Consider the following 23822-nt stretch of genomic DNA (forward strand, 5'->3'; position numbering starts at 1 on the left):
GGCATGGCCATGATGCGCGCCGCCGTCGTTCGAGCCTTTGATCAGCCGCTGGTGATCGAGGAACGAGCAATCCCGCAGCCCGGACCGGGCGAACTGCTCGTCCGGGTGATCGCGAGTGGCGTCTGCCATACCGATCTTCATGCGGCGCGTGGCGACTGGCCGGTCAAGCCGAGCCTGCCCTTCGTGCCAGGCCATGAAGCCGCCGGCTGGGTGGCGGTGGTGGGGCAGGGGGTCAAAGCCTTCAAGGAGGGCGATGCCGTGGGTGTCGCCTGGCTGCACGATGCCTGTAGCCACTGCGAATATTGCGAAACCGGCTGGGAGACTCTTTGCGAGCAGCAGCACAATACCGGCTACAGCGTCGATGGCGGCTATGCCGAATATGTCATTGCTGCAGCCGACTATGTTGCGCGGCTTCCGCCTGGGTCGGACTTCTTTGCGCTCGCACCGATCCTGTGTGCTGGCGTCACCACCTACAAGGGATTGAAGGAAACCGAAGCGCGCCCAGGAGAATGGGTGGCCATCTCCGGTATCGGAGGTCTCGGCCACGTCGCCGTCCAATATGCCAAGGCGATGGGACTTCATGTCGTCGCGCTCGACACGACCGACGACAAGCTTGCGCTGGCAAAGTCGCTCGGCGCCGACGCCGCGATCAATGTCGGTACGCCCGATGCGGTCGAGCAAGTGGTCCGACTGACCGGGGGCGGTGCTCACGGTGTCCTCGTCACGGCACCTTCGCAGCCCGCGTTTCGTCAGTCGATCGCGATGGCCCGACGGAAGGGCACGGTATCGCTCGTGGGGCTTCCGCCCGGAGACTTTCCCACGCCGATCTTTGACGTTGTGCTCAAGCGCGTCACGGTTCGCGGATCCATCGTCGGGACGCGCCGCGACCTCGACGAGGCCATCGCCTTCGCGGTCGAGGGCAAGGTCCGCTCTTCGGTCACCGTCGATAAGCTCGACAACATCAACGCGGTGTTCGAGCGCCTGAGCGCCGGCCACGTCGAAGGCCGGATCGTCCTTTCGGTCTAACCGGGGGACATTGGGGAAATTGCGTATAATCGCGACTTTCCCCCCTCCCTAAGACTGCACCCATCCCTGCCGCACCGGCAGTCAAACACCTCGGTGGACCATGTGGTTCTCCGATCGAGAAAACGCGCGCTCAAAAGGGGGCCAAGTCCAATGGCGGGTATCGACTGCGTCAGCCGAGCTGGCATCTGGCTGTTCCTAGCGCTGGTCTTATTCGCGGCGTGCGCCGTGTCGGTCGACCAGGCGTTCGCCGTGCATATGGCGCTCTGTTCGGGTGTCGCCCTGATCTGTGCGTTTCGCGCGATGGGCGAGGTCGGTAAACCGGAGGGGTTGGCGGCTGAAACCGGATATTATGACGAGGTCATCCGCTGGGGCGTTATCGCCACGGTGTTCTGGGGAGTCGTCGGCTTCCTTGTCGGGATCGTCATCGCCTCCCAGCTGACCTTTCCGCTGCTCAACCTCCATTATGATTTCTCCACGTTCGGAAGGCTGCGGCCGCTGCACACGTCGGCGGTGATCTTCGCGTTCGGAGGCAACGCCCTGCTCGCGACGAGCTTCTACGTTGTCCAGCGGACTTGCCGTGCCAGGCTCGCCTTCCCGGCGCTCTCGCGCTTCGTGTTCTGGGGCTACCAGCTTTTCATCGTGTTGGCGGCGACCGGCTATCTGATGGGCGTGACCGAGGGCAAGGAATATGCCGAGCCCGAATGGTATGTCGACATTTGGTTGACGATCGTCTGGGTCTGCTACCTGATTGTCTTCGCAGGCACGATCGTTCGCCGTAGCGAACCGCACATCTATGTCGCGAACTGGTTCTATCTGAGCTTCATCATCACCGTCGCGATGCTGCACGTGGTGAACAACATCTCGCTGCCGGTGTCGTGGGTGGGGTCGAAATCCTACTCCGCCTTTTCGGGCGTCCAGGATGCGCTGACCCAGTGGTGGTATGGGCATAACGCGGTCGGCTTCTTTCTGACCGCCGGCTTCCTCGGCATGATGTATTACTTCGTGCCGAAGCAGGCCGAACGCCCGGTCTACAGCTATCGGCTGTCGATCGTACACTTCTGGTCGCTGATCTTCCTCTACATCTGGGCCGGGCCGCACCACCTCCACTACACCGCTCTCCCCGATTGGGCGCAGACGCTGGGCGAGGTCTTCTCGATCATGCTCTGGATGCCGAGCTGGGGCGGCATGATCAACGGCCTGATGACGCTCAACGGCGCCTGGGACAAGATCCGCACCGATCCGATCATCCGCATGATGGTGGCGGCTCTCGCCTTCTACGGCATGAGCACCTTCGAAGGCCCGATGATGTCGATCAAGAGCGTGAATTCGCTCAGCCATTATACCAATTGGACGATCGGCCATGTCCATTCGGGCGCGCTCGGCTGGAACGGCATGATCACCTTCGGCGCGCTCTATTACATGACGCCGCGCCTTTGGGGTCGCGAGCGCCTCTACTCGCTGCGCATGATCAACTGGCACTTCTGGTGCGCGACGCTGGGCATCGTTCTCTATGCCTCGTCGATGTGGGTCGCGGGCATCACGCAGGGCCTGATGTGGCGCGAATATGGGTCGGACGGCTACCTCGTCTACTCGTTCGCCGAGGTCGTGGCGGCGCTCCACCCTTACTATCTGATCCGGACCCTCGGCGGCCTGCTCTACTTCACGGGCGCGCTTTTCATGACCTGGAACATCTGGATGACGATCGCCGGCAAGCGCCGCGACGAGGCACCGCTCACGACCGCGGCCTACGACCCGGCGCGCGATCATCCGCTCAAGCCTTTCGCCGCATAAGGAACGAGACCCATGGCAAAGTGGACCAGCCGCCATAAGGCGATCGAGCGGAACGTCACTATATTGGCGGTCCTCGCCCTGATCGCGGTTGCGATCGGCGGCATCGTCGAGATCGCGCCCCTGTTCTGGATCGAGACGACGGTGAAGCCGGTCGAAGGGGTACGGCCTTATTCGCCGCTCGAGCTTGCCGGACGCAACATCTACATCCGTGAGGGCTGCTACAGCTGCCACAGCCAGATGATCCGGCCCTTCCGGGACGAAACCGAGCGCTATGGCCACTACAGCCTGGCTGCCGAGAGCATGTTCGACCATCCCTTCCAATGGGGATCGGAGCGCACCGGTCCGGACCTGGCGCGGGTCGGCGGACGCTACTCGGATGAGTGGCACGTCCAGCACCTGAAGGATCCGCGCTCTGTCGTGCCGGAATCGATCATGCCGCCCTACGCTTTCATGGCGGAGCGTGATCTCCAGTTCAAAAATATCGCCGACCATCTGAAGGCACAGCGCGGCGTGGGCGTCCCTTATACCGACGAGGACATCGCCAATGCGGTTGCCGATCTTCAGACCCAGGCGACGGGTGACGGCGACAAGGCCGGGCTGCTGAAGCGCTATCCCAAGGCGCAGGCGCGCGATTTCGGCGGAGCCGGTCGGATCACCGAAATGGATGCGCTGGTGGCCTACCTCCAGAGCATCGGCACCCAGGTCGATTTCAAGGCCGCCGCCGCACAGGAGCAGCCCAAATGATCTACGATAGCCTCCGCCGGATCGCGGACAGCTGGGGATTGGTCGCGATGTTCGTGCTGTTCACGATCTTCGTCGGCTGGGCGCTGCTCCCCCGCAATCGTGCCACCAACCTGAAAGCAGCCCGCAGCATCTTCGAGGAAGAGGGGCATTCCGATGTCTGACGAAAAGCGCGTCGACGAAGCCACCGGCACCGAGACCGTTGGTCACGAATGGGACGGCATCGAGGAACTCGATACGCCGATGCCCCGCTGGTGGCTGATCACCCTGTTCGGGACGATCATCTTCGCGATCGGCTATTGCTTCGCCTATCCGTCGATCCCGCTCCTGCACTCGTCCACCGCGGGGTATCTTGGCTGGACCAGTCACGGTCAGCTCGATGCCGAGCTTGCGGCGGATCATGCCCGCAAGGCGCCGATCCTGGCGGCGATCGCGCGCACCCCGATCGAACGGATCGCGGACGACCCCCGACTGCTGGCGGCTGCGCAGGAAGGTGGCAAGGCCGCCTTCAAGGTCAATTGTACGCAGTGCCATGGCTCCGGGGCCGCCGGCGCCAAAGGCTATCCCAATCTCAACGACGACGATTGGCTGTGGGGTGGCGATATCAAGGCGATCCATCAGACGCTGCAGCACGGCGTGCGCTATCCCGGCGACGACGCGACACGGATGTCGCAGATGCCCGCTTTCGGTCGCGATGGCATCCTCAAGGCCGAGCAGATCGACGACGTTGTCTCCTACGTTCGCTTCCTGTCGCATCAGGAGCCGTTCAACATCTCGGCACGGCGCGGCAAGGAGATCTTCGCGCAGAATTGTGCCGCCTGTCATGGCGCGGAGGGCAAGGGCAATCGCCAGCTCGGCGCGCCGAACCTGACGGACGCCATCTGGCTCTATGGTGGCGATCGCCAGACCATCACAGAGACGGTGACCAACGCCCGATATGGCATCATGCCGGCCTGGGGGCAGCGTCTCGACCCGGTGACGGTCAAGATGCTCGCGCTCTATGTCCATTCGCTGGGTGGCGGCGAGAAGCTGCCGCCGGCCGACCCGGCGAAATGAACGCACCCAACCCTGTGCCCAAACCGACCGGCCGTCTCTTCGAGGGGCGCCGGAAGGTCTTTCCGCGCAAGGTGGACGGGACGTTCCGGCGGCTGAAATGGGCGATCATGGTCGCGACGCTCGCGATCTACTATCTGACGCCGTGGCTGCGCTGGCACCGCGGTGCCTATGCGCCGGATCAGGCGGTGCTGGTCGATCTCGCGCACCGCCGCTTCTACATGTTCTCGATCGAGATCTGGCCGAACGAATTCTATTATGTGGTCGGTCTGCTCGTCATGGCGGCGGTCGGTCTGTTCCTGGTGACGTCGGCGGTGGGCCGCGCCTGGTGCGGCTATGCCTGCCCGCAGACGGTCTGGACCGACCTGTTCGTGCATGTCGAGCGCTTCATCGAAGGCGATCGCAACGCCCAGCTGCGTCTCGATCGCGCGCCCTGGGGCGTCGAGAAGCTCGCCAAACGCACTGGCAAGTTTGCCAGCTGGCTGGTGATCGCGGCCCTGACCGGTGGGGCGTGGATTTTCTATTTCGCCGATGCACCCACGCTCGCGCGGCAATTCATCAGCGGCAACGCCCCGACCGTCGCCTACGCGACAGTCGGCGTTCTGACGGCGACAACATTCATCTTCGGCGGGCTGATGCGGGAGCAGGTCTGCATTTACATGTGCCCGTGGCCGCGCATTCAATCGGCGATGATGGACGAACGCTCGCTGAGCGTGACATACCGGGCCTGGCGCGGCGAACCCCGCACGCGCGGGTTGAAGCGGTCGCAAGAAGCCGAAGGGCCAGCGGGCGATTGCATCGACTGCGAAGCCTGCATTGCGGTCTGCCCGACCGGGATCGACATTCGCGAGGGGGCGCAGATCGGCTGCATCACCTGCGGCCTGTGCATCGACGCCTGCGATCAGATGATGACCCGGATCGGTCGCCCGACCCAGCTGATCGGCTATCTGACCGAACTGGATGCCGACCATGAGCGCCGCGGCGAGGCGGCGATCTCGCCGATCAGGCGGCTCCTCCATCCCCGAACGATCGCTTATTTTCTGATCTGGGCCGGGATCGGCTGTGCGATGCTGTTCGCGCTCGGCAATCGCGCGCGCATCGGGGTCAGTGTGCTCCAGACGCGCAATCCGATCTGGGTGCGTTTGAGCGATGGCGCCGTTCGCAACGGCTATCTGATCAAGATCCGCAACATGGAGGAGCGCCCACGGCGCTTCGCGATCAGCCTCGATGGCATGGATGCGCTGTTGTGGGACGAGCAGAGCGGTCGTGGATCCGCGGCGCGCCGCATCGTCGTCGCAGCAAATGCCGACCAGGTTGCCCAGCGCCAGATCTTCCTGGCGACGTCCACCAAGGGAGAGGCGCGGACCTCGATCGACTTCACCGTGCGCGCGCTCGATGCCGAGGGCGGCTCGGCGCGCGCCACCAGCTTCTTCGAACGACCGGAGACCATCCCATGACACGTCCCTTCACCGGCTGGCACATGCTGGCGACGATGGTCGGCTTCTTCGGCATCGTCATCGCGGTCAACGTGTTGATGGCGCGCGAAGCGATCCACACGTTCAGCGGTGAAGTCGTCGAGAATAGCTATGTCGCCAGCCAGCGCTTCAATCATTGGCTGGCGGATGCGCGGTCCCAGCAGGCCGCGGGCTGGTCCGCGACGATCGGCGCGGACCCGGACCGCCATCTGACTGTGACGGTGCTTCAGAATGGCCATGCCGTGCCGGTCTCAAGCGTCTCGGTCGAGGCCGATCAGCCACTCGATACGATTCTCCCGACGCAACCACCGATGCGCGCGCTGGGGGCAGGCCGATTCCAGTCGGCAAAGCCGATTGGCTCCGGCCGCTGGCGCGTTCGCGTCCAGGCCAAGGCCGGCGTGCGCATGCTTCGGTTCGAACAGGACATCGCGGTATGAATGCCGATGCTTCGATAGCTCCGTCGTCGACCTTCATCGTCGATGGGCTAAAATGCGCCAGCTGCATCGCCAAGCTCGAAAATCGCCTGCAGGCGGAGCCCGGCGTGGTGGCGGCGCGGGTCAACTTTACGACACGGCGCCTTCGCGTCGACCATTTCGCCGACCTGAGCGATGATCGTATCCTGACCGTGATCGGCGAGCTCGGCTTCACCTCGCACCTCCTGGCATCGGACAGCGACGAAAAGGCCCGCTCGGAGACGCGCCGGCTCGCATTGTGTATGGCGGTTGCCGGCTTCGCAGCGATGAACATCATGCTGCTGTCGGTTTCCATCTGGTCCGGCGCCGACGGCGCGACACGCCAGCTCTTCCATTGGCTGTCGGCGCTCATCGCATTTCCCGCGATCGCTTATGCGGGCCGCCCCTTCTTCTCGAGCGCGATCGCCGTACTGCGCAAGGGCCGCACCAACATGGACGTCCCGATCTCGATCGGCGTGACACTGACGTTGGCGATGAGCCTCTACGAGACGATCATTGGCGGCCCGCACGCCTATTTTGACGGCGTCACCATGCTGCTGTTCTTTCTGCTGTGCGGGCGTTTTCTCGACAGCGTGATGCGCGCGCGGGCCAGCAATGGCGTGGCGGCATTGCTCGAGAAGCTGCCGAGCGATGCGACGGTGGTTCTGCCCGATCGGACCATCCGGCGACCGATCGCCGATCTCACGCCCGGCATGCGCGTACTCGTGGCGGCAGGGGAGCGCATCCCGGCGGATGGCATCGTCGTGATCGGCGAAAGTGAGGTCGACCGGTCACTGGTCACGGGCGAAAGTCTGCCCGAAAGGGTGTCGGCTGGCACGACGGTGCTGGCCGGCACCGTAAACCTCAGCGCGCCGCTCACCATGCTGGTCAGTAAGGCAGCCGACGAGACCGCCATCGCCGACATCGCGCGCCTCATGGAAAATGCAGCGCAGTCGAAGTCGCTCTACGTGCGGATCGCCGACCGAGCATCGCGTCTCTACGCCCCCGCGGTCCACAGTCTGGCCGCGCTCACCTTCGCCGGCTGGATGCTCGCGGGGGCCGGTTGGCACGAGGCGGCGACCAACGCGGTCGCGGTATTGATTATCACCTGCCCCTGTGCGCTGGGTCTGGCCGTGCCGATTGCACAGGTCGTTGTTTCCGGCGCGCTGATGCGCGTCGGCATCCTGCTCAAGGATGGCTCGGCGCTGGAGCGGCTGGCGACGGCGGACGCCGCGATGCTCGACAAGACTGGGACGATCACCACCGGGCAGCCATCTATTGTGGACGGGATGCCCGAAAGCAGGGTCGAGCGATCCGTGCTGCTCACGCTGGCGCAGGCGAGCAGGCATCCGGTCGCGCTCGCGATCGCACGCGACCTGATCGATTCCACGCCGGCTGATCTGTCGGATCTCGCCGAGCGGCCGGGATATGGTTTGTCGGGCCTCTATCAAGGACAAGAGGTGATGTTCGGCCGACCTGAATGGGTAGGCTCGGGGCAGCATAGCGATGGCGCGCGCGTCAGCTTCCGGATGGGGAAGGGGACCGTCCACGGCATCCGGATGACCGATCCGCCGCGCAGCGATGCCGGGGCGGCGCTGGCGCGCCTGCAGGCGCTAGGACTGCCCTGCACGATCCTCTCCGGCGACGACACTGAGGTTGTCGACACCATGGTGAAGCGGTTCGATGTCACGGGTGCGGGACGCCTGACCCCGCATGACAAGGTCCAGGCCATCCAATGGGCGCAGGACACGGCCGGCCGGCACGTTCTGATGGTCGGTGACGGTCTCAACGATGGCCCCGCGCTCAAGGCGGCCTCGGTGTCGATGGCACCCTCGAGCGCCACCGACGTCGGCCAGATAGCGGCCGACGTCGTGTTCATGGGAGATCGGTTGATGGCGGTGCCGATCGCGGTTGCCGCGTCGCGTCGGTCGATGACGATCGTGCGCGAGAATTTCGTGCTGGCGGTCGGCTACAATGCGCTGGCGGTGCCGTTGGCGGTGCTCGGCTATGTCACACCCCTCGTGGCGGCGCTGGCGATGTCGGGATCCTCCTTGCTGGTCGTCGCAAATGCGCTTCGCCTGCGGAGTGCGGCGCGGTGAACGGTCTCGTCATCCTCATCCCGATCGCTTTGACGCTCGGGCTTGCCTCGCTCGCGGCCTTCTTCTGGGCGGCGCGCTCGGGCCAGTTCGACGACATGGATGGGGCGGGACTGCGCATCCTCATCGACGACGAGGGTCCAAGGGAGCCCGCTTCACCTGAACCGGTCATCGGCAAGTCGTGACGTGCCCGGCATGACCACAAGGTCGCATTTGCCGATGGGGTTACAGCGCGCAGATTGGCTGCGGACCTTCGGAAAAAAGCGCCGACTTTGATCGGCGTCTAAGAGCAAGGGTTCGAGAGAGGATAGCCGTCCCGCATCGCCGGATGCCCGCGGTCATGTCGTCGCACGAGTTCAACTTGCGACCGGCCTCACGGGGTTCGCTGCCGGCGAGAAGAGGAGGTATATCTGATGCTACCGATCACCCGCTTGCTCATCGCCGGCGTCGCCGCGCTGGGCCTTCAGGGCGCAGCCCTTGCCGCCCCGCATGCCACCGCCCTTCAGGCCCGGGCCATGCTCGATCACGCCGTCGCGGAGGTAAAATCGGCTGGCGACAAAGCCGCATTTGCGGAATTCAACCAGCCGAAGGGCGCGTTCAACACAGGCGAACTGTATGTGTTCGTCTTCGATCTGAACGGGATCTATGAGGCCTATGGCGCGCATCCCGGGTCGGTGGGTCGGGACGTGAAGGATTTGACCGATGCCGAGGGCAAGCCGATCGTGCGCGACATGATCGAAATCGCCCGGACCGCCGGGCATGGCCAGGTCAATTATGTATGGTTGAACCGTTCGGACAACCGGATCGAACACAAAATGTCTCTGATCGAGCTGGTCGGCAACCACGTGATCGGCGTCGGCTATTACCCCAACTGACGCCTGCCGGGCCGGGGCGGCGGGTGCTCCCGCCGCCGCCGCTCCTCTGTTGCCTTAAAAGCGCATGCCAAGGCCGACGCCGACCACCAGCGGATCGAGCTTTACGTGGACGATCTGTGTGCCGATCGCTGTCGTATCGAGACGCGCATTGGTGCGGATGTCGATATATTTGACGTCGAGATTGGCGAAGATCTTGGGGGTCAGGTCGACATCGATGCCGCCTTGTGCCGCCCAGCCCACACTGTCCGACATGCCGACCTTGGTCGGGCCGACGGCCGCGACGAGGCCGGGTGCCGCCTTCTCGTTCCAGAAGATCGTATAGTTGATGCCGGCGCCCACATAGGGACGGATCGAGCCGTGCGAATTGAAATGATATTGGGCGGTTAGCGTCGGCGGCAGCACCCAGGTGGACGCAAGCCGGCCGATCGACCCCGTCGTTCCGGTCGTCCCCGACGCATGATGCTTGGTGGTCGAGGCAATCAGCTCGAAACCGATCGCGTCGGTGGCCATGTAGGTGACGTCGACTTCGGGCATGAAACTATTGTCTAGCTTCACCTTCTCTGTCGGGAAGGTCGGGTTGATGCCGCCCGATTTCTCATTCGGCGCGACCATGATCGCGCGCAGGCGGACGAGGACGTCGCCGGCATGAAGTCCCGTCGTCGCGGGCTGAGCATCCACGCTCTGCGCTTGGGCGGACGCTGCCAGCACCGCGGCTCCCACGATGGCGATCGCCGGAATTGTCTTCATCACTATCTCCCTGATTGAAGGTTCAACAGGGGAGCGCGTTAGGCCGGTCGCGAGCCGTGCCTTTGCGCCGGCGCAAACTTGGATTTGATCGATATCAAGGTTCGGCCTGCCGGAGCGGGTAGGCCGTTTGCATGTGGCCTTATTACCCTGATCTGCTGGCAACGCCGGTGCCGCGCTACACTAGTTATCCCACCGCGGCCGAATTCAACGAGAGCGTGGGCGCCGACGACATGGGCGCGGCGCTTGCGCGGCTCGATGCGGGTTCGTCGGTCTCGCTCTACCTCCACATTCCTTATTGTCATGAAATATGCTGGTATTGCGGCTGCAACACCGGCGCTGCCAATCGCGCGACGCGGCTCGCCGCTTACGTCGAGCGCCTTGGGCAGGAGATCGACCTGATCGGCGCGGCGCTCGCGGGTCGCGGTATCGTCCGTCATATCGCCTGGGGTGGGGGCAGCCCCAATGCGCTCAGCCCGGACCAGTTCACCTGGCTCGCGCACAAGGTGCGCCTCGCTTTCGTCTGCGATCGAACCGAACAGTCGATCGAGCTCGATCCGCGCGGCTTCAACGACGAATGGGCCGATCAGATCGCCCGTCATGGCATCACGCGAGCCAGTCTCGGCGTCCAGACATTCGCCCCGCATATCCAGCGCGCGATCGGGCGCGTGCAGCCCTACGACGATATCGCATCCACCTGCTGCTTGTTGCGGCAAGCCGGGATTACATCGCTCAACTTCGATCTGATGTATGGGCTGCCGTCGCAAAGCGATGCCGATCTTGTTGAGACCCTCGAGGCCGCGATCGATCTCGGCCCAGATCGGCTCGCGGTGTTCGGTTATGCGCATGTCCCGCATCTCCTGCCCCGACAGCGGCGGATCGATGCCGCGTCACTGCCGAACGGTGCGGCACGCTTCGCCCAGGCCTGGCTGGCACATGAGCAGCTCATTACCAGGGGCTATCGGGCGGTCGGGTTTGACCATTTCGCGAAACCCGGGGACGCATTGGCGCGTGCGGCGCGCGAGATGCGCCTCCATCGTAATTTCCAGGGCTTCACCGATGATCCGTCGCACTGCCTGATCGGCCTGGGGGCCTCGGCGATCAGCTGCTTTCCCGATCTTATTGTCCAGAATGAGAAGAACACAGGACGCTACCATGCGAGGATCGGCAGCGGCGCATTGGCAGCGACGCGGGGAGTCCGGCCGACGCGCCTCGACCGCCAGCGCGCCGAAGTGATCGAGGCGTTGCTCTGTCATGGCGAGGCCGAGTGTGGCCAGCTGCTCGATCTGCAGCTACTTCGAGACGATATCGCCCCCTTCGAAGCGATCGGCCTTGCTCGTTGGCATCGAACGAAGCTGGTGTTGACCGCCGACGCGCTTCCCTATGCGCGCACCATAGCGGCGACCTTCGATCGCTTCCGGAAGAACTCGAAGGTACAATTCAGCAGTGCGATCTGACGCAATCCTCCCGCGCGGGCTGGCAATTGCGGGCGCTGTCGCGTTCGCAACGTCGCCGGTCGTCGCATCGCCGATGCGTGACGATCGCATGCTCGTCATCCATATGTGCGGAGGCGGGCCGGATCAGAAAATCCCGTTGGCACCTGGCCAGCATCCCAAACCATGCGCAGCGGGGTGTCACTCGGTTTGCGTCCGAAAAGAACGTCGCGGTCTTCCCGCCTAAAAAAAAGGGGCCGCCGCTCAGGGGAAGCGCGGCGGCCAGGGTTCAGGGGAGGGTGCCAGCACACCATGCGTGGGATAAGGTCCAGGTTGGCCCCCCAGCCTGAACTGAGCGCCGCGCACCGTATGCTGACGTGGCTTCGTGAACCGACTTTCGCTTCGTGGTTTTGACTTCGATCAAATCTACGGGAATTTACGAAGCGACCCGCCAGATTCGGCCCGCCAAGATCGTGGCATGGACACTCCCGAACTCTGCGGCGCATGCCCGGTCAAGCAGCAGTCCCTCTGCGGAGGCCTCTGCAATTCCGACCTCTCGACGCTGAACAGGAGCGGCCGTCGCCATCGCCTCAGGCGCGGCGACACCTTCTGTTGGGCGGGTGAAGACAGCGGCGCGTGCGCCAACGTGCTGGACGGCATGCTGAAGGTGGTCGCGGTGACACCGGAGGGCGCGGAGCGAACCGTTGGCCTTCATCACCCCGCCGATTTCATCGGCAATCCCTATCGCGACACCAGCGAATATACGATCACGGCCGTCACAGACGTCGAACTCTGCCTCTTTCCCCGCTCCTCGTTCGATCGGTTGCTCGCCGAGAGCCACGACCTCGAACGAGAGCTGCTGCGGCGGACACTGGCATCCCTTGGCGACGCGCGAAGCCGGATCCTGACCCTCATGCACACCTCGGCGGAAGCCAAAGTGGCAGGATTCCTACTCGAGCTCGCGGGGCGTGCCGGCAATCGCGCCGCCCGCGGGTCGCTGGATGGGCCTCTGACATTCGATCTGCCTCTAACACGCGGCGAGATGGCCGAAGTCCTTGGCCTGACGATCGAAACCGTCAGCCGCCAGCTCGGCCAATTCAAGGCGGCAGGCATCGTGGCGCTGCCGGCACTCCGCACGATCACGATTCGCGACGCCGATGCGCTGCGGCGCCTGACGCTCGCGCTCAACTGATTGTGTCACACGAGACTGGCAACGATCGCTTCTCTGGCATCGCTGGCAAGGCGGCGGTCTGCGAGAAGCAGAACCGATAGCCGTTCGACAACTATGGATTCGCGGACCTCATCGAAAAATCCACGAAGCAAGTAGCCGAAAAGCTCTGTTGCGGGCTGCGCGCGCGCGTCGTCGTTCAGCAGATCCAGCAGCTCATAGCATTGCGCGATGCGTTTCTGCCGACGGCGCTCGAGCAGCTCGAGAAGGCGACGGTTGGTCGGTGTCGCGCCCTCTTCCATCATCAGTCGGTCGAAGAAATCCTCCTCGACCGCCACGGATCGCGCGGCGAGATCGAGCAGGCTTTGCCGAACCGCGACGAATGCAGCCTCGTCTGGCCATTGTGGGAGGAGATCGGCGAAGGTTTCGAGTGTGTCGGTCAGTCGCAGCCAGGTTTCCTGCACCGCCAGCAGCGGCGCTAGATCGATCTCGGTGATCACATACCACGGGTGCGGGCGCGACCGATTGGAGAGGCGGGGCTCGTGCCAGTTCAGGTTCATCCGGATCATCCTTTCGGGATGATCGTGGCGTTCGCCCTGCCGTGCGACTTTGATCGCGCGCAAAGCCGCGTCGTTTCCGACGGCGAGCTTATACCGACTTGATCGCTATCCTTTCGCCGGTGCTTGCATCGAGCAGCCGGATCCCGAAGCCCATGTCGTGCTCGAGCTGGATCGCTGCGCGATTTTCACCATGCTCGATCGACGAAATCTGCTTGGCGCCATGCTCGCGCGCGAAGCGCACGACATGCTCGAGCAGCGTCCAGCTCACGCCATGATTCTTCCAGTCGGGAAGGGTTGAGAGCGCGACCTCGTCCCGACCGCTTTCGTCGCCGGCGAGCGTTGCGATCGCGACGAGCTGGAGATCGTGAAAAGCGAGAAAGGTCATCGATGCCGGATAGTCGGCGCGACACAGCTCATCGATCCGATCGTCGCCCACTTCCTTCAGTGTCGCGAGAAAGCGGAAGCGAATGTCGTCAGGAGTGAGATTGTGGAAGAAATCCACGAGCAACGGGCGGTCTTCGCGCGTGACCGGTCGCACGAGAATGCGGTCGCCGGTCCTGGTGAAGAGAGTGGCTTCGCTCTCGAACATGGTCGTCGAGGCGTCTTGAACGGCGGTCGCCATGATGGTCGCTCCTGCTTGGGACTGGCCTGATTCATGATCCGATCGTGACGCCGACGGCATTCGTAGATTCCCGCATATGAGCCGCAGCACAGCCCCGATACCGCGTTCGTCTGGAGACATGGGGCCGATGGACAAAATCCCTTTTGAGACGATCATTCGCACGACGCTGGCGTTTGGATTGGGTGGCCTCGGTGTGACCCTGCTCATCGTCTCGCTCGTCCTCTATGCGCGTATGGGTCGGCGGTGATGGCCCGGAGTGTTCACGTTCGCAGGCCTGCGATATGACGAACCCGGGCGCCGCTGTACCGGCGGACGCGGCTGCGAAGGGCGGAGGCAGCAGGGTGGATCGCTTGCGGCAGGCCAGGACTGATCCATCGGCACTTGCCGACGAGCTCAACCTGCTCATCGACGGTGCGCAGGGCATCGCGATCTACATGCTCGACGCCACCGGCCATGTGACGATCTGGAACAAGGGCGCCGAGCGCCTGAAGGGCTGGACTGAAGCCGAAGTCGTCGGCCAGCATTCTTCGATCTTCTACCCGCCTGACCAGCTCGAGGCCGGCAAGCCGACGGCGGATCTCGAGGCGGCGCGAGAGGCAGGAAAACTCGAAGAAGAGGCTTGGCGGCTGCGCAAGGACGGCACCGAATTCCTCGCCGATATCTCGATCACAGCCCTCTATGACGACGCCGGCGCCTTGCGCGGCTTCGGCAAGGTCATTCGCGACGTCACCAATCAGCGCGCGATCGAGCGCAAGCTCAAGGCCAATTCGGCGCACCTGCGCTCGATCCTGTCGACCGTTCCAGACGCAATGGTCGTGATCGACGAGCGGGGACACATCATCTCGTTCAGCGCGGCGGCCGAGAAATTGTTCGGCATGGCCGAGGCCGAGGTCATCGGCACCAATATCAAGGCGCTGATGCCGTCTCCCGATCGCGATGCGCACGACAATTACCTGCGCCGCTATCTCGAAACGGGCGAGCGCCGGATCATCGGTCGCGGGCGCACCGTGACCGGTCGTCGAAAGGACGGCTCGACCTTCCCGATGGACCTGTTCGTCGGCGAAGCGCTGGGAGATGGCGCGCGGGTCTTCACCGGCTTCGTGCGCGATCTCACCGAGAAGCAAGCGACCGAGGAGCGGCTCGAGGAATTACGCGGCGGGCTGGTCCATGCTGCGCGCGTCAGCGCGATGGGCACCATGGCCTCTACGCTCGCGCACGAACTCAACCAGCCGATAACCGCTGTCGCCAATTATACGCAGGCCATTCGCGACCTTCTCGCCGATGGCCCGCCAGACGACATGCCGATGGTGCTGGAAGCGCTCGACGATGCGGCGAGCGAGGCGCTTCGTGCCGGGCAGATCGTCCGACGGCTGCGCGAATTCGTGGCCCGCGGCGAGCTTGAAAAGGCCGTGGTCGATCTCCCCCGCCTGATCGAGGAAGCCTCCGAACTCGCACTGCTCGGCGCACGCGAGCGCGGCATCTCGGTGCGCTTCGAACTCGATCCCGACGCTTCGCCCGTCCTGGTCGACCGCGTCCAGACCCAGCAGGTGCTCATCAACCTGATGCGCAACGCGATCGAGGCGATGGTCGATGAACCCGTGCGCGAACTGGTCGTGAGCAGCGCGTCCGACGATACCGGCCTCATCCGGATTTCGGTCGCCGATACCGGCAAGGGCGTCGCTCCCGAGATCGCCGCCGATCTGTTCCGCGCCTTCAATTCGACCAAGGCGGCCGGCATGGGACTGGGCCTGTCGATTTGCCGCACGATCGTCGAGGCAAGTGGCGGGCGTATCTGGATGGAGCCGCGCGAGGGGGGCGGCTCTGTGTTTCACTTCACCCTGGTGAAGGTCGAAGGGGAGGGACAAGATGGCTGATCGCCGCTTGATTCATGTGATCGATGACGAGGAAGCGGTGCGCCGGTCGGCGAGCTTCATGCTCAAGACCTCGGGCTTCGATGTCGAAACCTGGCCATCGGGAGTCGCCTTCCTGAAGGAGGCGCGGCACGCGAAGCCCGGTTGTATCCTGCTCGACGTGCGCATGCCGGAGATGGACGGCCTCGAAGTTCAGCAGGCGCTGAGTGAGGACGGCATCGAGATGCCGGTCGTGGTGCTGACCGGACATGGTGATGTCCAGGTGGCTGTCCGTGCGATGAAAGCCGGGGCGATCGATTTCATCGAAAAGCCCTTTGAGAAGACCACTTTGCTGACGGCGATCGCCGCAGCCTTCGATCGCCTCGATGATCGCGAAGGGCGCGCCGAGCGGGCCATTGAAGCGCAGACCGCAATCGCCGCTTTGACCCCGCGTGAGCGTGAAGTGCTCGACGGTCTCGCAGCCGGCCTGCCCAACAAGACCATCGCCTATGACCTCGATATCTCGGCCCGGACGGTCGAGGTGCATCGCGCCAATGTGATGACAAAGCTCAACGTGCGCAGCCTGTCCGAGGCATTGCGGCTCGCTTTCGCAGCTGGCCTTGGGAAAAACCACAAATGAGACAATCACGTAGATACGGAGGTCAGCAGGCTTGCCAGGATCGATCGTCCTTCAGGAGTCCGCGAGCATGATGACCGATCAGCAAGACCCGTCGAAACCGCTCGTCCTTCTCGTCGAGGACGAGCCCTCGGTGCGCCGATCGATGCAGTTGCTTCTGCAGGGCCACGGCTTTCAGGTGCGCAGCTATGGCACTGAAAGCGCGTTGCTGGCGGACCCGATGGCGGCGTCGGCGCAAGGAATGGTTGCCGATTATCAGTTGCCGGACGGTGACGGCGTCGACGCACTCAACCGGCTGCGCGGCCAGGGCTTCGCTGGCGGCGCGATCATGGTAACGGCGTTCAATTCAAGCGAGCTGACCCGCCGCGCCGAGCAGGCTGGCTTCCACCGGGTACTCGACAAGCCCTTGGCCGATCGCGCGCTCACGGTCGCGCTCAAGCAGGCACTGGCGGCCTAGGCGCGCCTGCGCACGGGCGCCGGCATGACGCACCAGCCGGGCAGGTCATCGGCGATCGCGTCGTGAGCCAACGCCAAAGCTAGATCGAGCGTCGTCTCGAAACCCTCTTCGACGAGGGCGCGGTCGACATGAAGACGCAGAAGGGCCGCCCACAAGAACTCCGCGAAGGGTGCTTTGACCTTGGCAAAGCCGCCGGCGCGCCGGAGAGCGCCGGCCAGCGATCGGTAAGGATCGTCCGCCAGCTGGTCGATGCGCTTGGGAAGTCGCGAGACCGAGCGCCTGCGACCCTTTGCGTCGATGGGATAGAGCCAGTGCCGGCTCATCAGAAATGGTTTGAACAGGCGGGCCGGCAGATCCTCAAGGTCGCCCACGATGCGCACCATGACCGTCTTCAAGCCTTCTTCGAACAGCGCTCGGGCCAGATGATGCTTGTCGACCATCCAGTATCGCCCTTTCGGCCCGACGACGACCGGGATGGGGTGACTGTCGAGATACGCCTCACGTGCCCGGATGCTTCGCCGGCGCCAGGCTTGCGCTTCAGCGTGACCTCGCGATAGCCGAGCGTCATCTGTGTAGGGCGCAGGGCGAGAATCGGCGCTGCACGGATGAGTGGGCTGGGCCTGGCTGTCGTCATCCGCTTTGATCCGGCGAGCGACCGTCGGCCTGGTCGCGCACCGACCGGCCCGACAATAAGGTCTCCAAAGCGAAGGCCATCAGAGCGAGGATCGAGCAGAGCAGGGCGGCGCCGAACAGCTCGAACATCAGCTTGCCGTCGCCGCTATTGCCGATCTGGCCGAGGAAGAGCGTCAGGCCCGCACAGCAGGTAAGCCCGCCGGCCAGCGCGGCGAGCACGACCGCCGCGTCGAGAATGCGCGAGCGCAGGCGGAGGTGCCGTAACTGAAGCTGGTGGCCCGTCGGATCGCGCGTGAAGAGATCGACCCGATCGGCAACCCTGCCGAGGCGCACCGTGAACACGTTCAGCATGGAGGCCAAACCTGTGAGCAGGAAGATCGGCGTCAACGCGAGCTGGACGACGTGCGCGGCACTATCGAGGGAAGAGGCCTGCGACATGCGTTTGCAGCTCGGTCAGACTGTCAGTCGCCGTCGCGGTGATAAATGTCGTCATAGCGCGCGAGCTTGCCGGTCTCGGGGTCGATGCCCGCCGTCAGATAGACGACATAGACGGGGAGGGGCGGCGACAGCGGGATCGTCTTCGAGATCCGCGTGCCGAGCAGCAGGCCGATCGCGAGTGCCTTGTCATTTCCGAGAAGGGATGCGGCCAGCCCCTCAGGATCCTCGGTGCGGATGCAGCCGTGCGACAGCGCGCGTCGATCGTGCAGGAAGAGGTTTCGGCTCGGGGTGTCATGAATATAGACGTCATAGGGGTTTGGCATCTCGAGCTTGATCTGCCCAAGCGCATTGTCCGGCCCCGGCTTCTGCCGAACCGTCAGCGTGCCGTTCGCGCTCTTGGTGAACACATAGCCACGACGGGCGGCCTCCTCCGGATTGGTGCGGATCAGCTTGCCGATGCTCTCGTCGACGATCGAGCAGGGCACGTTCCACCACGGGTTTATCGTCACGCCGGTGACCGTCGCCTTGAAGATGGGAGTCTGCTTATTCGGTTTGCCGACGATCACCTTGTGGCTGGCGACGATCTTGCCGTCCTCGATAAGGTCGAGCCGATACGCGGGCACGTTGACGATCAGGTAGCGCCTGCCGAGATCGCGCGGCAGCGCGCGCAGCCGGTCGAGATTGACCTCGAGCGCGCCGCAGTCGCCATGCTTGCGGCGGCATCGCACCATTTCGGTTTGAACAGCCTCGTAATTCGCGGTCGCCGGCAGCAGATCGCGGAGGCTCTTCTCGATAGAATGCCTCGCCAGCGCGGCGTTGAGCCAGGTGCGATAGTCTAGCTTGCCGCGGGTCAGGTGCCAGGATGGGTCCGAGCGCATCCTGTCCGAACCTTCGTAAAAGTCCCGGGCCAGCGCCAAGGCAATCGTGTCTGCCTGCCCATCGGTATCCGCGCCTGGCGCCATCATCGCGATCGCCGTGCCGCTATAGCTTTCGTGCAATCCCTCGTCGCGTGCCGCTTCGACCGTGTCCGCCAGCTGCGCCAGATCCTGCTCGGACCAGCGCGGCGTTGCTTGCGGGGCGGAGGCGGTGGCCGCGCCCGCCAGGAGCGCGGCCGTGACGAGGGCCAGAAACCGCATCGCTCAGTGCGCCAGGAAGACCGGCACCGGGCTCTCGGTCAGCATCGTGCGCGTCGCGCCGCCGAAGATCGCCTCGGTGGTGCGCCGGTGACCGAAGCCGCCCATGACGACATAGTCGACCGCCTGCGTCTCGGTCGCGGTCAGCAGAAGCTGACCAACGGTCTGTCCCATCGGTTCGTCGCGGACGATCCGAGCGTGGATGCCGTAGCGACCGAGATAGGCGGCGGCTTCCTCGGCGGGCGTGTCGACCGAGCCGTCGTTTACCTCGAGGATCGTAACCTTCTCGGCCAGCTTCAGGAGGGGCACCGCCGCGATCATCGCTGCGCTGGCGCAGGTCGATCCATCCCAGGCGACCAGGGCGCGGCCAAACAGGTCGAGGCTCTTGGTGGTCTCGGGAACGGCCATTACCGGCCGGTGAGAATGGACGATCAGCTCGGAAGCCGTCCGGCGCGTGTCGGGGTAGGGGAAGGTGGTCAGCTTGCGGTTGACGACGATGATGTCGGCCATCCCGGCGGCGTCGGCCAGTGCGGACTCGAAATCGCCTGTGACGTCGGTCCACGAGAACGGGACATCCTCGCGCCCGAGGCGATGCTCGAGCTTGGCCTTGTTGGTTTCCTCGCGCTTGACCTCGTCCGCGAGCATCTCGCCGATGAACATGCCGTCATAGGGCGCGCCGACGGTCATCGGCATCAGCGCCACATCGAGGCATTGCAGGTGTCCATCGAGACCTCGCGCAAGGTCCAACGCGACTTGCAGGCGGGCCTCCTGACCCGAATCGTCATGCACGAGCAGAAGTACGTTCTTCATGTCAGCCTCCATCTCCGGGTTGGCGGATCAAGGGCTAGGCCGACGCATCAGACGCGGTGATTGGGAATGATACGTATCTCGCGCCAGGTGCTCGGCGGGCAAAAGCAGGCCTCCTGTTGGAGGCGCGCGTGAACACCGAAATCGATCTCGTGCGCCCTCTGCAAAGCCGCCTGCTCCGCCTGCGCAGCTGGCGCGATCGCCCCTTCGCGCTGATACGCGAGCTGGGGCCGGGTCTCGTGACCGGCGCCGCAGACGATGATCCGAGCGGGATCGCCACCTATTCGCAGGGGGGCGCCGCATTCGGCATGGGCCTGCTGTGGACGCTCGTTCTGACCTATCCGCTGATGTCGGCGGTCCAGCTGGTCAGCGCCCATATCGGCCGCGTCACCGGACAGGGACTTGGCCGCTGCATGCGCAACGCGCTGTGGCGGCCAGTGGTCTTGGTACTGGTAGCTTTGCTTTTCGTGGCCAACACGATCAACGTCGGTGCCGATCTCGCGGCGATGGGCGCGACCACGCAGCTTGTCGTCGGTGGCTATGCCCACCTCTACACATTGGGGTTCGCGCTCCTGTCCCTCGTCCTGCAGGTCCTGGTCCCCTATCGTCGCTACGCACGCATCCTCAAATGGATGACGCTGTCGCTCTTCGCTTATGTGGCGCTGCTGTTCACGCTGCACCTGGTCTGGCGCGATATCGCGCTCGGGCTGTTCGTTCCCCATCTGAGCGGACACGACGCCGTCGTCACCGTGGTCGCCATCTTCGGGACAACGATCAGCCCTTACCTCTTTTTCTGGCAGAGCGCGCAGGAGGTCGAAGAGGTTACCGACCACCTCGACGCCCATGCTCTGCTCGAAGATGAAAGTGCGGCTCCCAAGGAATTCGCGCGCATGCGGTTCGACACATGGGCGGGCATGGGATTGTCCAATATCGTCGCCATCGCGATCATGATCGGCACGGGTGCGACGCTGCACCTCGCCGGGATAACGACGATCGGTACGGCGGCAGATGCCGCCAGAGCCCTGCAACCGATCGCGGGACGCTTCGCGTCTCTGCTTTTCTGCTTTGGGATTGTCGGGACGGGCCTGCTCGCTGTGCCGGTGCTCGCTGGCTCGGCCGCCTATGCGATCGCCGAGGCCGAGGGCTGGGAAAGCAGTCTGGGTCGGCGCTTCAGCGAGGCGCGAGGCTTCTATACGGTGATCGCCTGCGCCACCTTGCTTGGCGTCGCAATCGACTGGTCGCCGCTCGACCCGATGCGCGCCTTGTTCTGGAGCGCGGTCATCAACGGTGTCGTCGCAGTGCCCTTGATGGTCGCCTTGATGGCGGTTGCATGCAGCCGCCGTGTCATGGGGGTTTTCCGGGCGACGGGCTGGCTGGCAACGGGAGGCTGGGCGGCGGCCGCCATGATGGGTGTGGCCGTCGTCTTGATGTTCGCGGGCTGATTTGGCGCGGGCGTTGCAGCCCGCGGTGGCCGGCAGAAGGCACGGGCATCGCACCCGACGCAGGGGTTCGTGTCGAGCAGATCAGCCCTCCGGCAGCCACGTGCATACATTTCGCACAAGAGCAGATGCACCAGCGCCTCGGGATCGGCCACCTCATAGCAACGGCCAAGCTCCTCGACCGCTCGCAGCCGAAGATGCGAGCGCCGAGACCTCGGCGATCGTCGATCCCCGCAGACGTCCCCATTCCGGCCCGTCGACGCTTGCGCCAAGGCAATTCTGTGCGCGGCGAGCGCCGCGAGTGCAAAAAATCCGTGCGCGCGAAGATCGACCGTCCAGGAATCGGCATCCTCGGCGCTTACAGATCCACGCGCGACGTCATCGAGCAGGCAATTTGCGGCTATCGCGCCCTCCATTGTCTCCTCGATCGGCGGAACGGTGCAGCCCGGGGAGCCGATGAAGTTGGACGGTCGGGTCGATCTGCCCGGACGTTTCTTGGTGTCCAGATCGCCACCGCCGACGCTGTCGAACTCATCCTTATGGGAGATGAAAGCGTTCATACGGCCCCGCCATTTCGCAGCTGTCAGGGCTATCGTCGCTGTCCGCGGGGGACATTGGTAAAATCCCGTAGAACCCACGGACGCGCCTGGCCCGCGATCTGCGCAGGTGGGGCTACGGGAGATTACGTAGAGCCGCGGTTCCGCACCCGATCTAGGTGGCGATCGACCGCGCTCACCCCGCGCGATCAAACCCCGGAGGGGTCTCGCCAATACCCCGGTGAGGCCCCTTCACCCCTTATCGCGGAGAGCGCTTTGGCACGGCGTTTCACCGGGTCATCCAGATGGTAGCCCGTGCGGCATCATGACCGACCCGAGCGAGCGCTTGCGCTGGGGCTGGCGATGCTGGCTGGATATGTCGATGCCCTGGGGTTTCTTCAGCTCAACGGGCTGTTCGTGTCCTTCATGAGCGGCAATTCGACGCGACTGGCCGTCGGCGCTGCTCTGGCAAATCCAGCGGGTCTGCTCGCCGGCGCCCTGATTGCCGCCTTTGTCGTCGGGGTGATCGCCGGCTCGGCAGCCGGGCACCTGGCGAGAGATGCGCGTGAACCGGTGGTCCTGGCGGCGACGTTTGTCCTCTTGGTCATCAGCGCGTCCGGCCATGCGATCGGCACGACATACCCGATCCCTACACTCTTCATGGCCGCCGCGATGGGGGCTGCAAACAATGTCTTCCAGCGCGCCGGAGAAGTGAGCGTGGGCGTCACCTATATGACGGGAACGCTCGTGAAGCTCGGGCAGCACGTGGCGGCGGCGCTCTTTGGCGGACCCCGGTTCGGTTGGATGCCCTACCTCCTCTTGTGGCTGAGCCTGGTCGCCGGTGCGATCGGCGGAGCCATCACCTTCCCGCTCCTAGGATTGACTGCGATCTGGCTGGCAACGGCATTCGCGTTGATGCTGATGGTGGCGGCGATCGTGATCAATCGCGCGTCGTGCGCGCGGCGATGACAGCAGCGGCAGCGGACGGCGCTATGCGAAAGCTATGGCATTGTTCGTTCGTAGAGCTCGAAAAGATATTTTCGGCAGCCTATGTAGAGCGCCGGCCGCGTGTACCCTCGCGAGGCCGACCCCCGAAGGAGTTCTGCTTCCCCCAAGCAGGACTCCTTCTTAGCGTTCAGGCTGTCGTTGCGGTTGATGCCGTCCAGCGCGATCACAAATTCAGGCGCTGGTCCGACTACGCAAACACTATGAAAACGCCGGTTGCCTTGGCTCGAAATGCTACGTTCCAAACGATAAATGGCCTGCCGCAGCACAAGGAGCGTGGCATGCCCCACCGCAATTTTCAGTCGCGGACACCAAGGGTAGATATCAAACCCGTCTGTCGCGGGCATTCCTTCTGGACCCAGCCGTGAGCAACTCGCCAATCGATCGATCGCGGCGTGCCAGTGATCGTCAGCGGGCGCGGTGCCTGCGCGCGCGCGAACGAGCCAGCGTCTCACCGGCAGAAGCGCGCGGTGGCACGGGTAGCCCTCGGATCAGTGGCACGCTGTCTCTCACGGCATTTTGGGAGGCGGTTGATCCTGCTGGAAGCATGATCGGTGGGGCGGACTCCCGTCCGTCTGAACCGGGGAAGCGGAAGTGATCCACACGCATCGCCGACCCATCGCGGACATTCCGATTCAGCGGAGAGGCGATGACGGCCGCCACGCCTTCCGATCGGATTGGACGCCTGCCTGATGTCCTCGTTGGCGATGCTGTTGATCTTTGTGTTGGTGCTGATCGTCGCTGCGCGTTGCTGCCTTAGGGGCGATCGGCGAGGTCCGATTCGTCCCGACGATCAGGATTGAAGCCGGCGGGACGATCAGGATGTTGCCGTAACCCGCTCAATTCGTAGA

Annotated in this window: 24 protein-coding genes; 17 read left to right on the forward strand and 7 right to left on the reverse strand. The window is 64.1% G+C overall.

The genetic code is table 11. The annotated features are described in order from the left end of the window. Positions 1-3 precede the first annotated feature (3 nt). The 10 genes from adhP (at position 4) to FHS31_RS14850 (ending at position 9509) form a co-directional block, all read left to right on the forward strand. Complete coding sequence (gene adhP / locus FHS31_RS14805; RefSeq protein WP_167074926.1) at positions 4-1026, forward strand: alcohol dehydrogenase AdhP; 1023 nt, start codon at positions 4-6, stop codon at positions 1024-1026. 150 nt (positions 1027-1176) lie between these two features. Continuing rightward, positions 1177-2817 carry a cytochrome-c oxidase, cbb3-type subunit I gene (ccoN, locus tag FHS31_RS14810; protein WP_167074928.1) on the forward strand — a complete coding sequence of 547 codons (1641 nt, stop codon included), beginning with the start codon at positions 1177-1179 and terminating at the stop codon, positions 2815-2817. Between the two features lie 12 nt (positions 2818-2829). Continuing rightward, the gene (gene ccoO, locus FHS31_RS14815) at positions 2830-3561 is read left to right on the forward strand and encodes a cytochrome-c oxidase, cbb3-type subunit II (protein WP_167074930.1); all 732 of its coding nucleotides are present in this window, start codon (positions 2830-2832) and stop codon (positions 3559-3561) included. Further along, positions 3558-3722 carry a cbb3-type cytochrome c oxidase subunit 3 gene (locus FHS31_RS14820; protein WP_167074933.1) on the forward strand — a complete coding sequence of 55 codons (165 nt, stop codon included), beginning with the start codon at positions 3558-3560 and terminating at the stop codon, positions 3720-3722. The genes ccoO and FHS31_RS14820 overlap by 4 nt, the downstream gene beginning before the upstream one ends. Further along, positions 3715-4614 (forward strand): cytochrome-c oxidase, cbb3-type subunit III, encoded by a 900-nt coding sequence (gene ccoP, locus FHS31_RS14825; RefSeq protein WP_167074935.1) that lies wholly within the window; start codon positions 3715-3717, stop codon positions 4612-4614. Before FHS31_RS14820 ends, ccoP begins: the two co-directional genes overlap by 8 nt. Beyond that, positions 4611-6068: a cytochrome c oxidase accessory protein CcoG gene (gene ccoG, locus FHS31_RS14830; RefSeq protein WP_167074937.1), complete on the forward strand. Its 1458-nt coding sequence runs from the start codon at positions 4611-4613 to the stop codon at positions 6066-6068. The genes ccoP and ccoG overlap by 4 nt, the downstream gene beginning before the upstream one ends. Next, positions 6065-6523, forward strand: coding sequence for a FixH family protein (locus tag FHS31_RS14835; protein WP_167074939.1), 459 nt, complete (start codon positions 6065-6067; stop codon positions 6521-6523). Before ccoG ends, FHS31_RS14835 begins: the two co-directional genes overlap by 4 nt. Continuing rightward, entirely contained in the window at positions 6520-8637 is a 2118-nt protein-coding gene (locus FHS31_RS14840; RefSeq protein ID WP_167074941.1) for a heavy metal translocating P-type ATPase, read from the forward strand. The genes FHS31_RS14835 and FHS31_RS14840 overlap by 4 nt, the downstream gene beginning before the upstream one ends. Next, on the forward strand, positions 8634-8819 hold the full coding sequence (ccoS, locus tag FHS31_RS14845) for a cbb3-type cytochrome oxidase assembly protein CcoS (protein WP_167074943.1): 186 nt from the start codon (positions 8634-8636) through the stop codon (positions 8817-8819). Before FHS31_RS14840 ends, ccoS begins: the two co-directional genes overlap by 4 nt. Before the next feature lie 246 nt (positions 8820-9065). Further along, positions 9066-9509, forward strand: a complete 444-nt coding sequence (locus FHS31_RS14850) for a cache domain-containing protein (RefSeq protein ID WP_243843488.1) — start codon at positions 9066-9068, stop codon at positions 9507-9509. 54 nt (positions 9510-9563) lie between these two features. Here FHS31_RS14850 and FHS31_RS14855 read toward each other — a convergent pair whose 3' ends face one another. Then, the gene (locus FHS31_RS14855; protein ID WP_167074947.1) at positions 9564-10256 is read right to left on the reverse strand and encodes an OmpW/AlkL family protein; all 693 of its coding nucleotides are present in this window, start codon (positions 10254-10256) and stop codon (positions 9564-9566) included. Positions 10257-10387: 131 nt separating this feature from the next. Here FHS31_RS14855 and hemN point away from each other — a divergent pair, with 131 nt between their 5' ends. Both hemN and FHS31_RS14865 read left to right on the forward strand, forming a co-directional pair. Next, on the forward strand, positions 10388-11710 hold the full coding sequence (gene hemN / locus FHS31_RS14860) for an oxygen-independent coproporphyrinogen III oxidase (RefSeq protein WP_167074949.1): 1323 nt from the start codon (positions 10388-10390) through the stop codon (positions 11708-11710). 454 nt (positions 11711-12164) lie between these two features. After that, on the forward strand, positions 12165-12878 hold the full coding sequence (locus FHS31_RS14865; RefSeq protein WP_167074951.1) for a Crp/Fnr family transcriptional regulator: 714 nt from the start codon (positions 12165-12167) through the stop codon (positions 12876-12878). Positions 12879-12883: 5 nt separating this feature from the next. Here the strand turns inward: FHS31_RS14865 and FHS31_RS14870 are convergent, their stop codons facing one another. Further along, positions 12884-13477: a hypothetical protein gene (locus FHS31_RS14870; protein WP_167074953.1), complete on the reverse strand. Its 594-nt coding sequence runs from the start codon at positions 13475-13477 to the stop codon at positions 12884-12886. A 25-nt stretch (positions 13478-13502) separates the two neighbouring features. Next, a complete protein-coding gene (locus FHS31_RS14875) occupies positions 13503-14036 on the reverse strand; it encodes a GNAT family N-acetyltransferase (protein ID WP_167074955.1) in 534 nt (177 codons plus the stop codon). A gap of 281 nt (positions 14037-14317) precedes the next feature. Here FHS31_RS14875 and FHS31_RS14880 point away from each other — a divergent pair, with 281 nt between their 5' ends. The 3 genes from FHS31_RS14880 (at position 14318) to FHS31_RS14890 (ending at position 16980) form a co-directional block, all read left to right on the forward strand. Continuing rightward, positions 14318-15910, forward strand: coding sequence for a PAS domain-containing sensor histidine kinase (locus FHS31_RS14880; RefSeq protein ID WP_425057240.1), 1593 nt, complete (start codon positions 14318-14320; stop codon positions 15908-15910). Continuing rightward, the gene (locus tag FHS31_RS14885; RefSeq protein WP_167074959.1) at positions 15903-16526 is read left to right on the forward strand and encodes a response regulator transcription factor; all 624 of its coding nucleotides are present in this window, start codon (positions 15903-15905) and stop codon (positions 16524-16526) included. Before FHS31_RS14880 ends, FHS31_RS14885 begins: the two co-directional genes overlap by 8 nt. Positions 16527-16593: 67 nt before the next feature. Then, the gene (locus FHS31_RS14890; RefSeq protein ID WP_167074961.1) at positions 16594-16980 is read left to right on the forward strand and encodes a response regulator; all 387 of its coding nucleotides are present in this window, start codon (positions 16594-16596) and stop codon (positions 16978-16980) included. Here the strand turns inward: FHS31_RS14890 and FHS31_RS14895 are convergent. From FHS31_RS14895 to FHS31_RS14910, 4 genes are read right to left on the reverse strand one after another with little or no spacing between them, the layout of a single operon-like run. Beyond that, entirely contained in the window at positions 16977-17624 is a 648-nt protein-coding gene (locus tag FHS31_RS14895) for a ParB-like protein (RefSeq protein ID WP_341786380.1), read from the reverse strand. The genes FHS31_RS14890 and FHS31_RS14895 overlap by 4 nt on opposite strands. Then, entirely contained in the window at positions 17611-18051 is a 441-nt protein-coding gene (locus FHS31_RS14900; RefSeq protein WP_167074963.1) for a DUF2721 domain-containing protein, read from the reverse strand. The genes FHS31_RS14895 and FHS31_RS14900 overlap by 14 nt, the downstream gene beginning before the upstream one ends. A 23-nt stretch (positions 18052-18074) precedes the next feature. Next, positions 18075-19187: a L,D-transpeptidase family protein gene (locus tag FHS31_RS14905; protein ID WP_167074965.1), complete on the reverse strand. Its 1113-nt coding sequence runs from the start codon at positions 19185-19187 to the stop codon at positions 18075-18077. Between the two features lie 3 nt (positions 19188-19190). Beyond that, positions 19191-19994 (reverse strand): universal stress protein, encoded by an 804-nt coding sequence (locus FHS31_RS14910; protein ID WP_167074967.1) that lies wholly within the window; start codon positions 19992-19994, stop codon positions 19191-19193. Between the two features lie 128 nt (positions 19995-20122). Here FHS31_RS14910 and FHS31_RS14915 point away from each other — a divergent pair, with 128 nt between their 5' ends. Continuing rightward, complete coding sequence (locus FHS31_RS14915; protein ID WP_341786377.1) at positions 20123-21433, forward strand: NRAMP family divalent metal transporter; 1311 nt, start codon at positions 20123-20125, stop codon at positions 21431-21433. 848 nt (positions 21434-22281) lie between these two features. Beyond that, positions 22282-22935, forward strand: coding sequence for a YoaK family protein (locus tag FHS31_RS14920; RefSeq protein ID WP_341786378.1), 654 nt, complete (start codon positions 22282-22284; stop codon positions 22933-22935). Positions 22936-23822 lie beyond the last annotated feature (887 nt).

The organism is Sphingomonas vulcanisoli (genome assembly GCF_011761305.1).
Taxonomy (GTDB): domain Bacteria; phylum Pseudomonadota; class Alphaproteobacteria; order Sphingomonadales; family Sphingomonadaceae; genus Sphingomonas_I; species Sphingomonas_I vulcanisoli.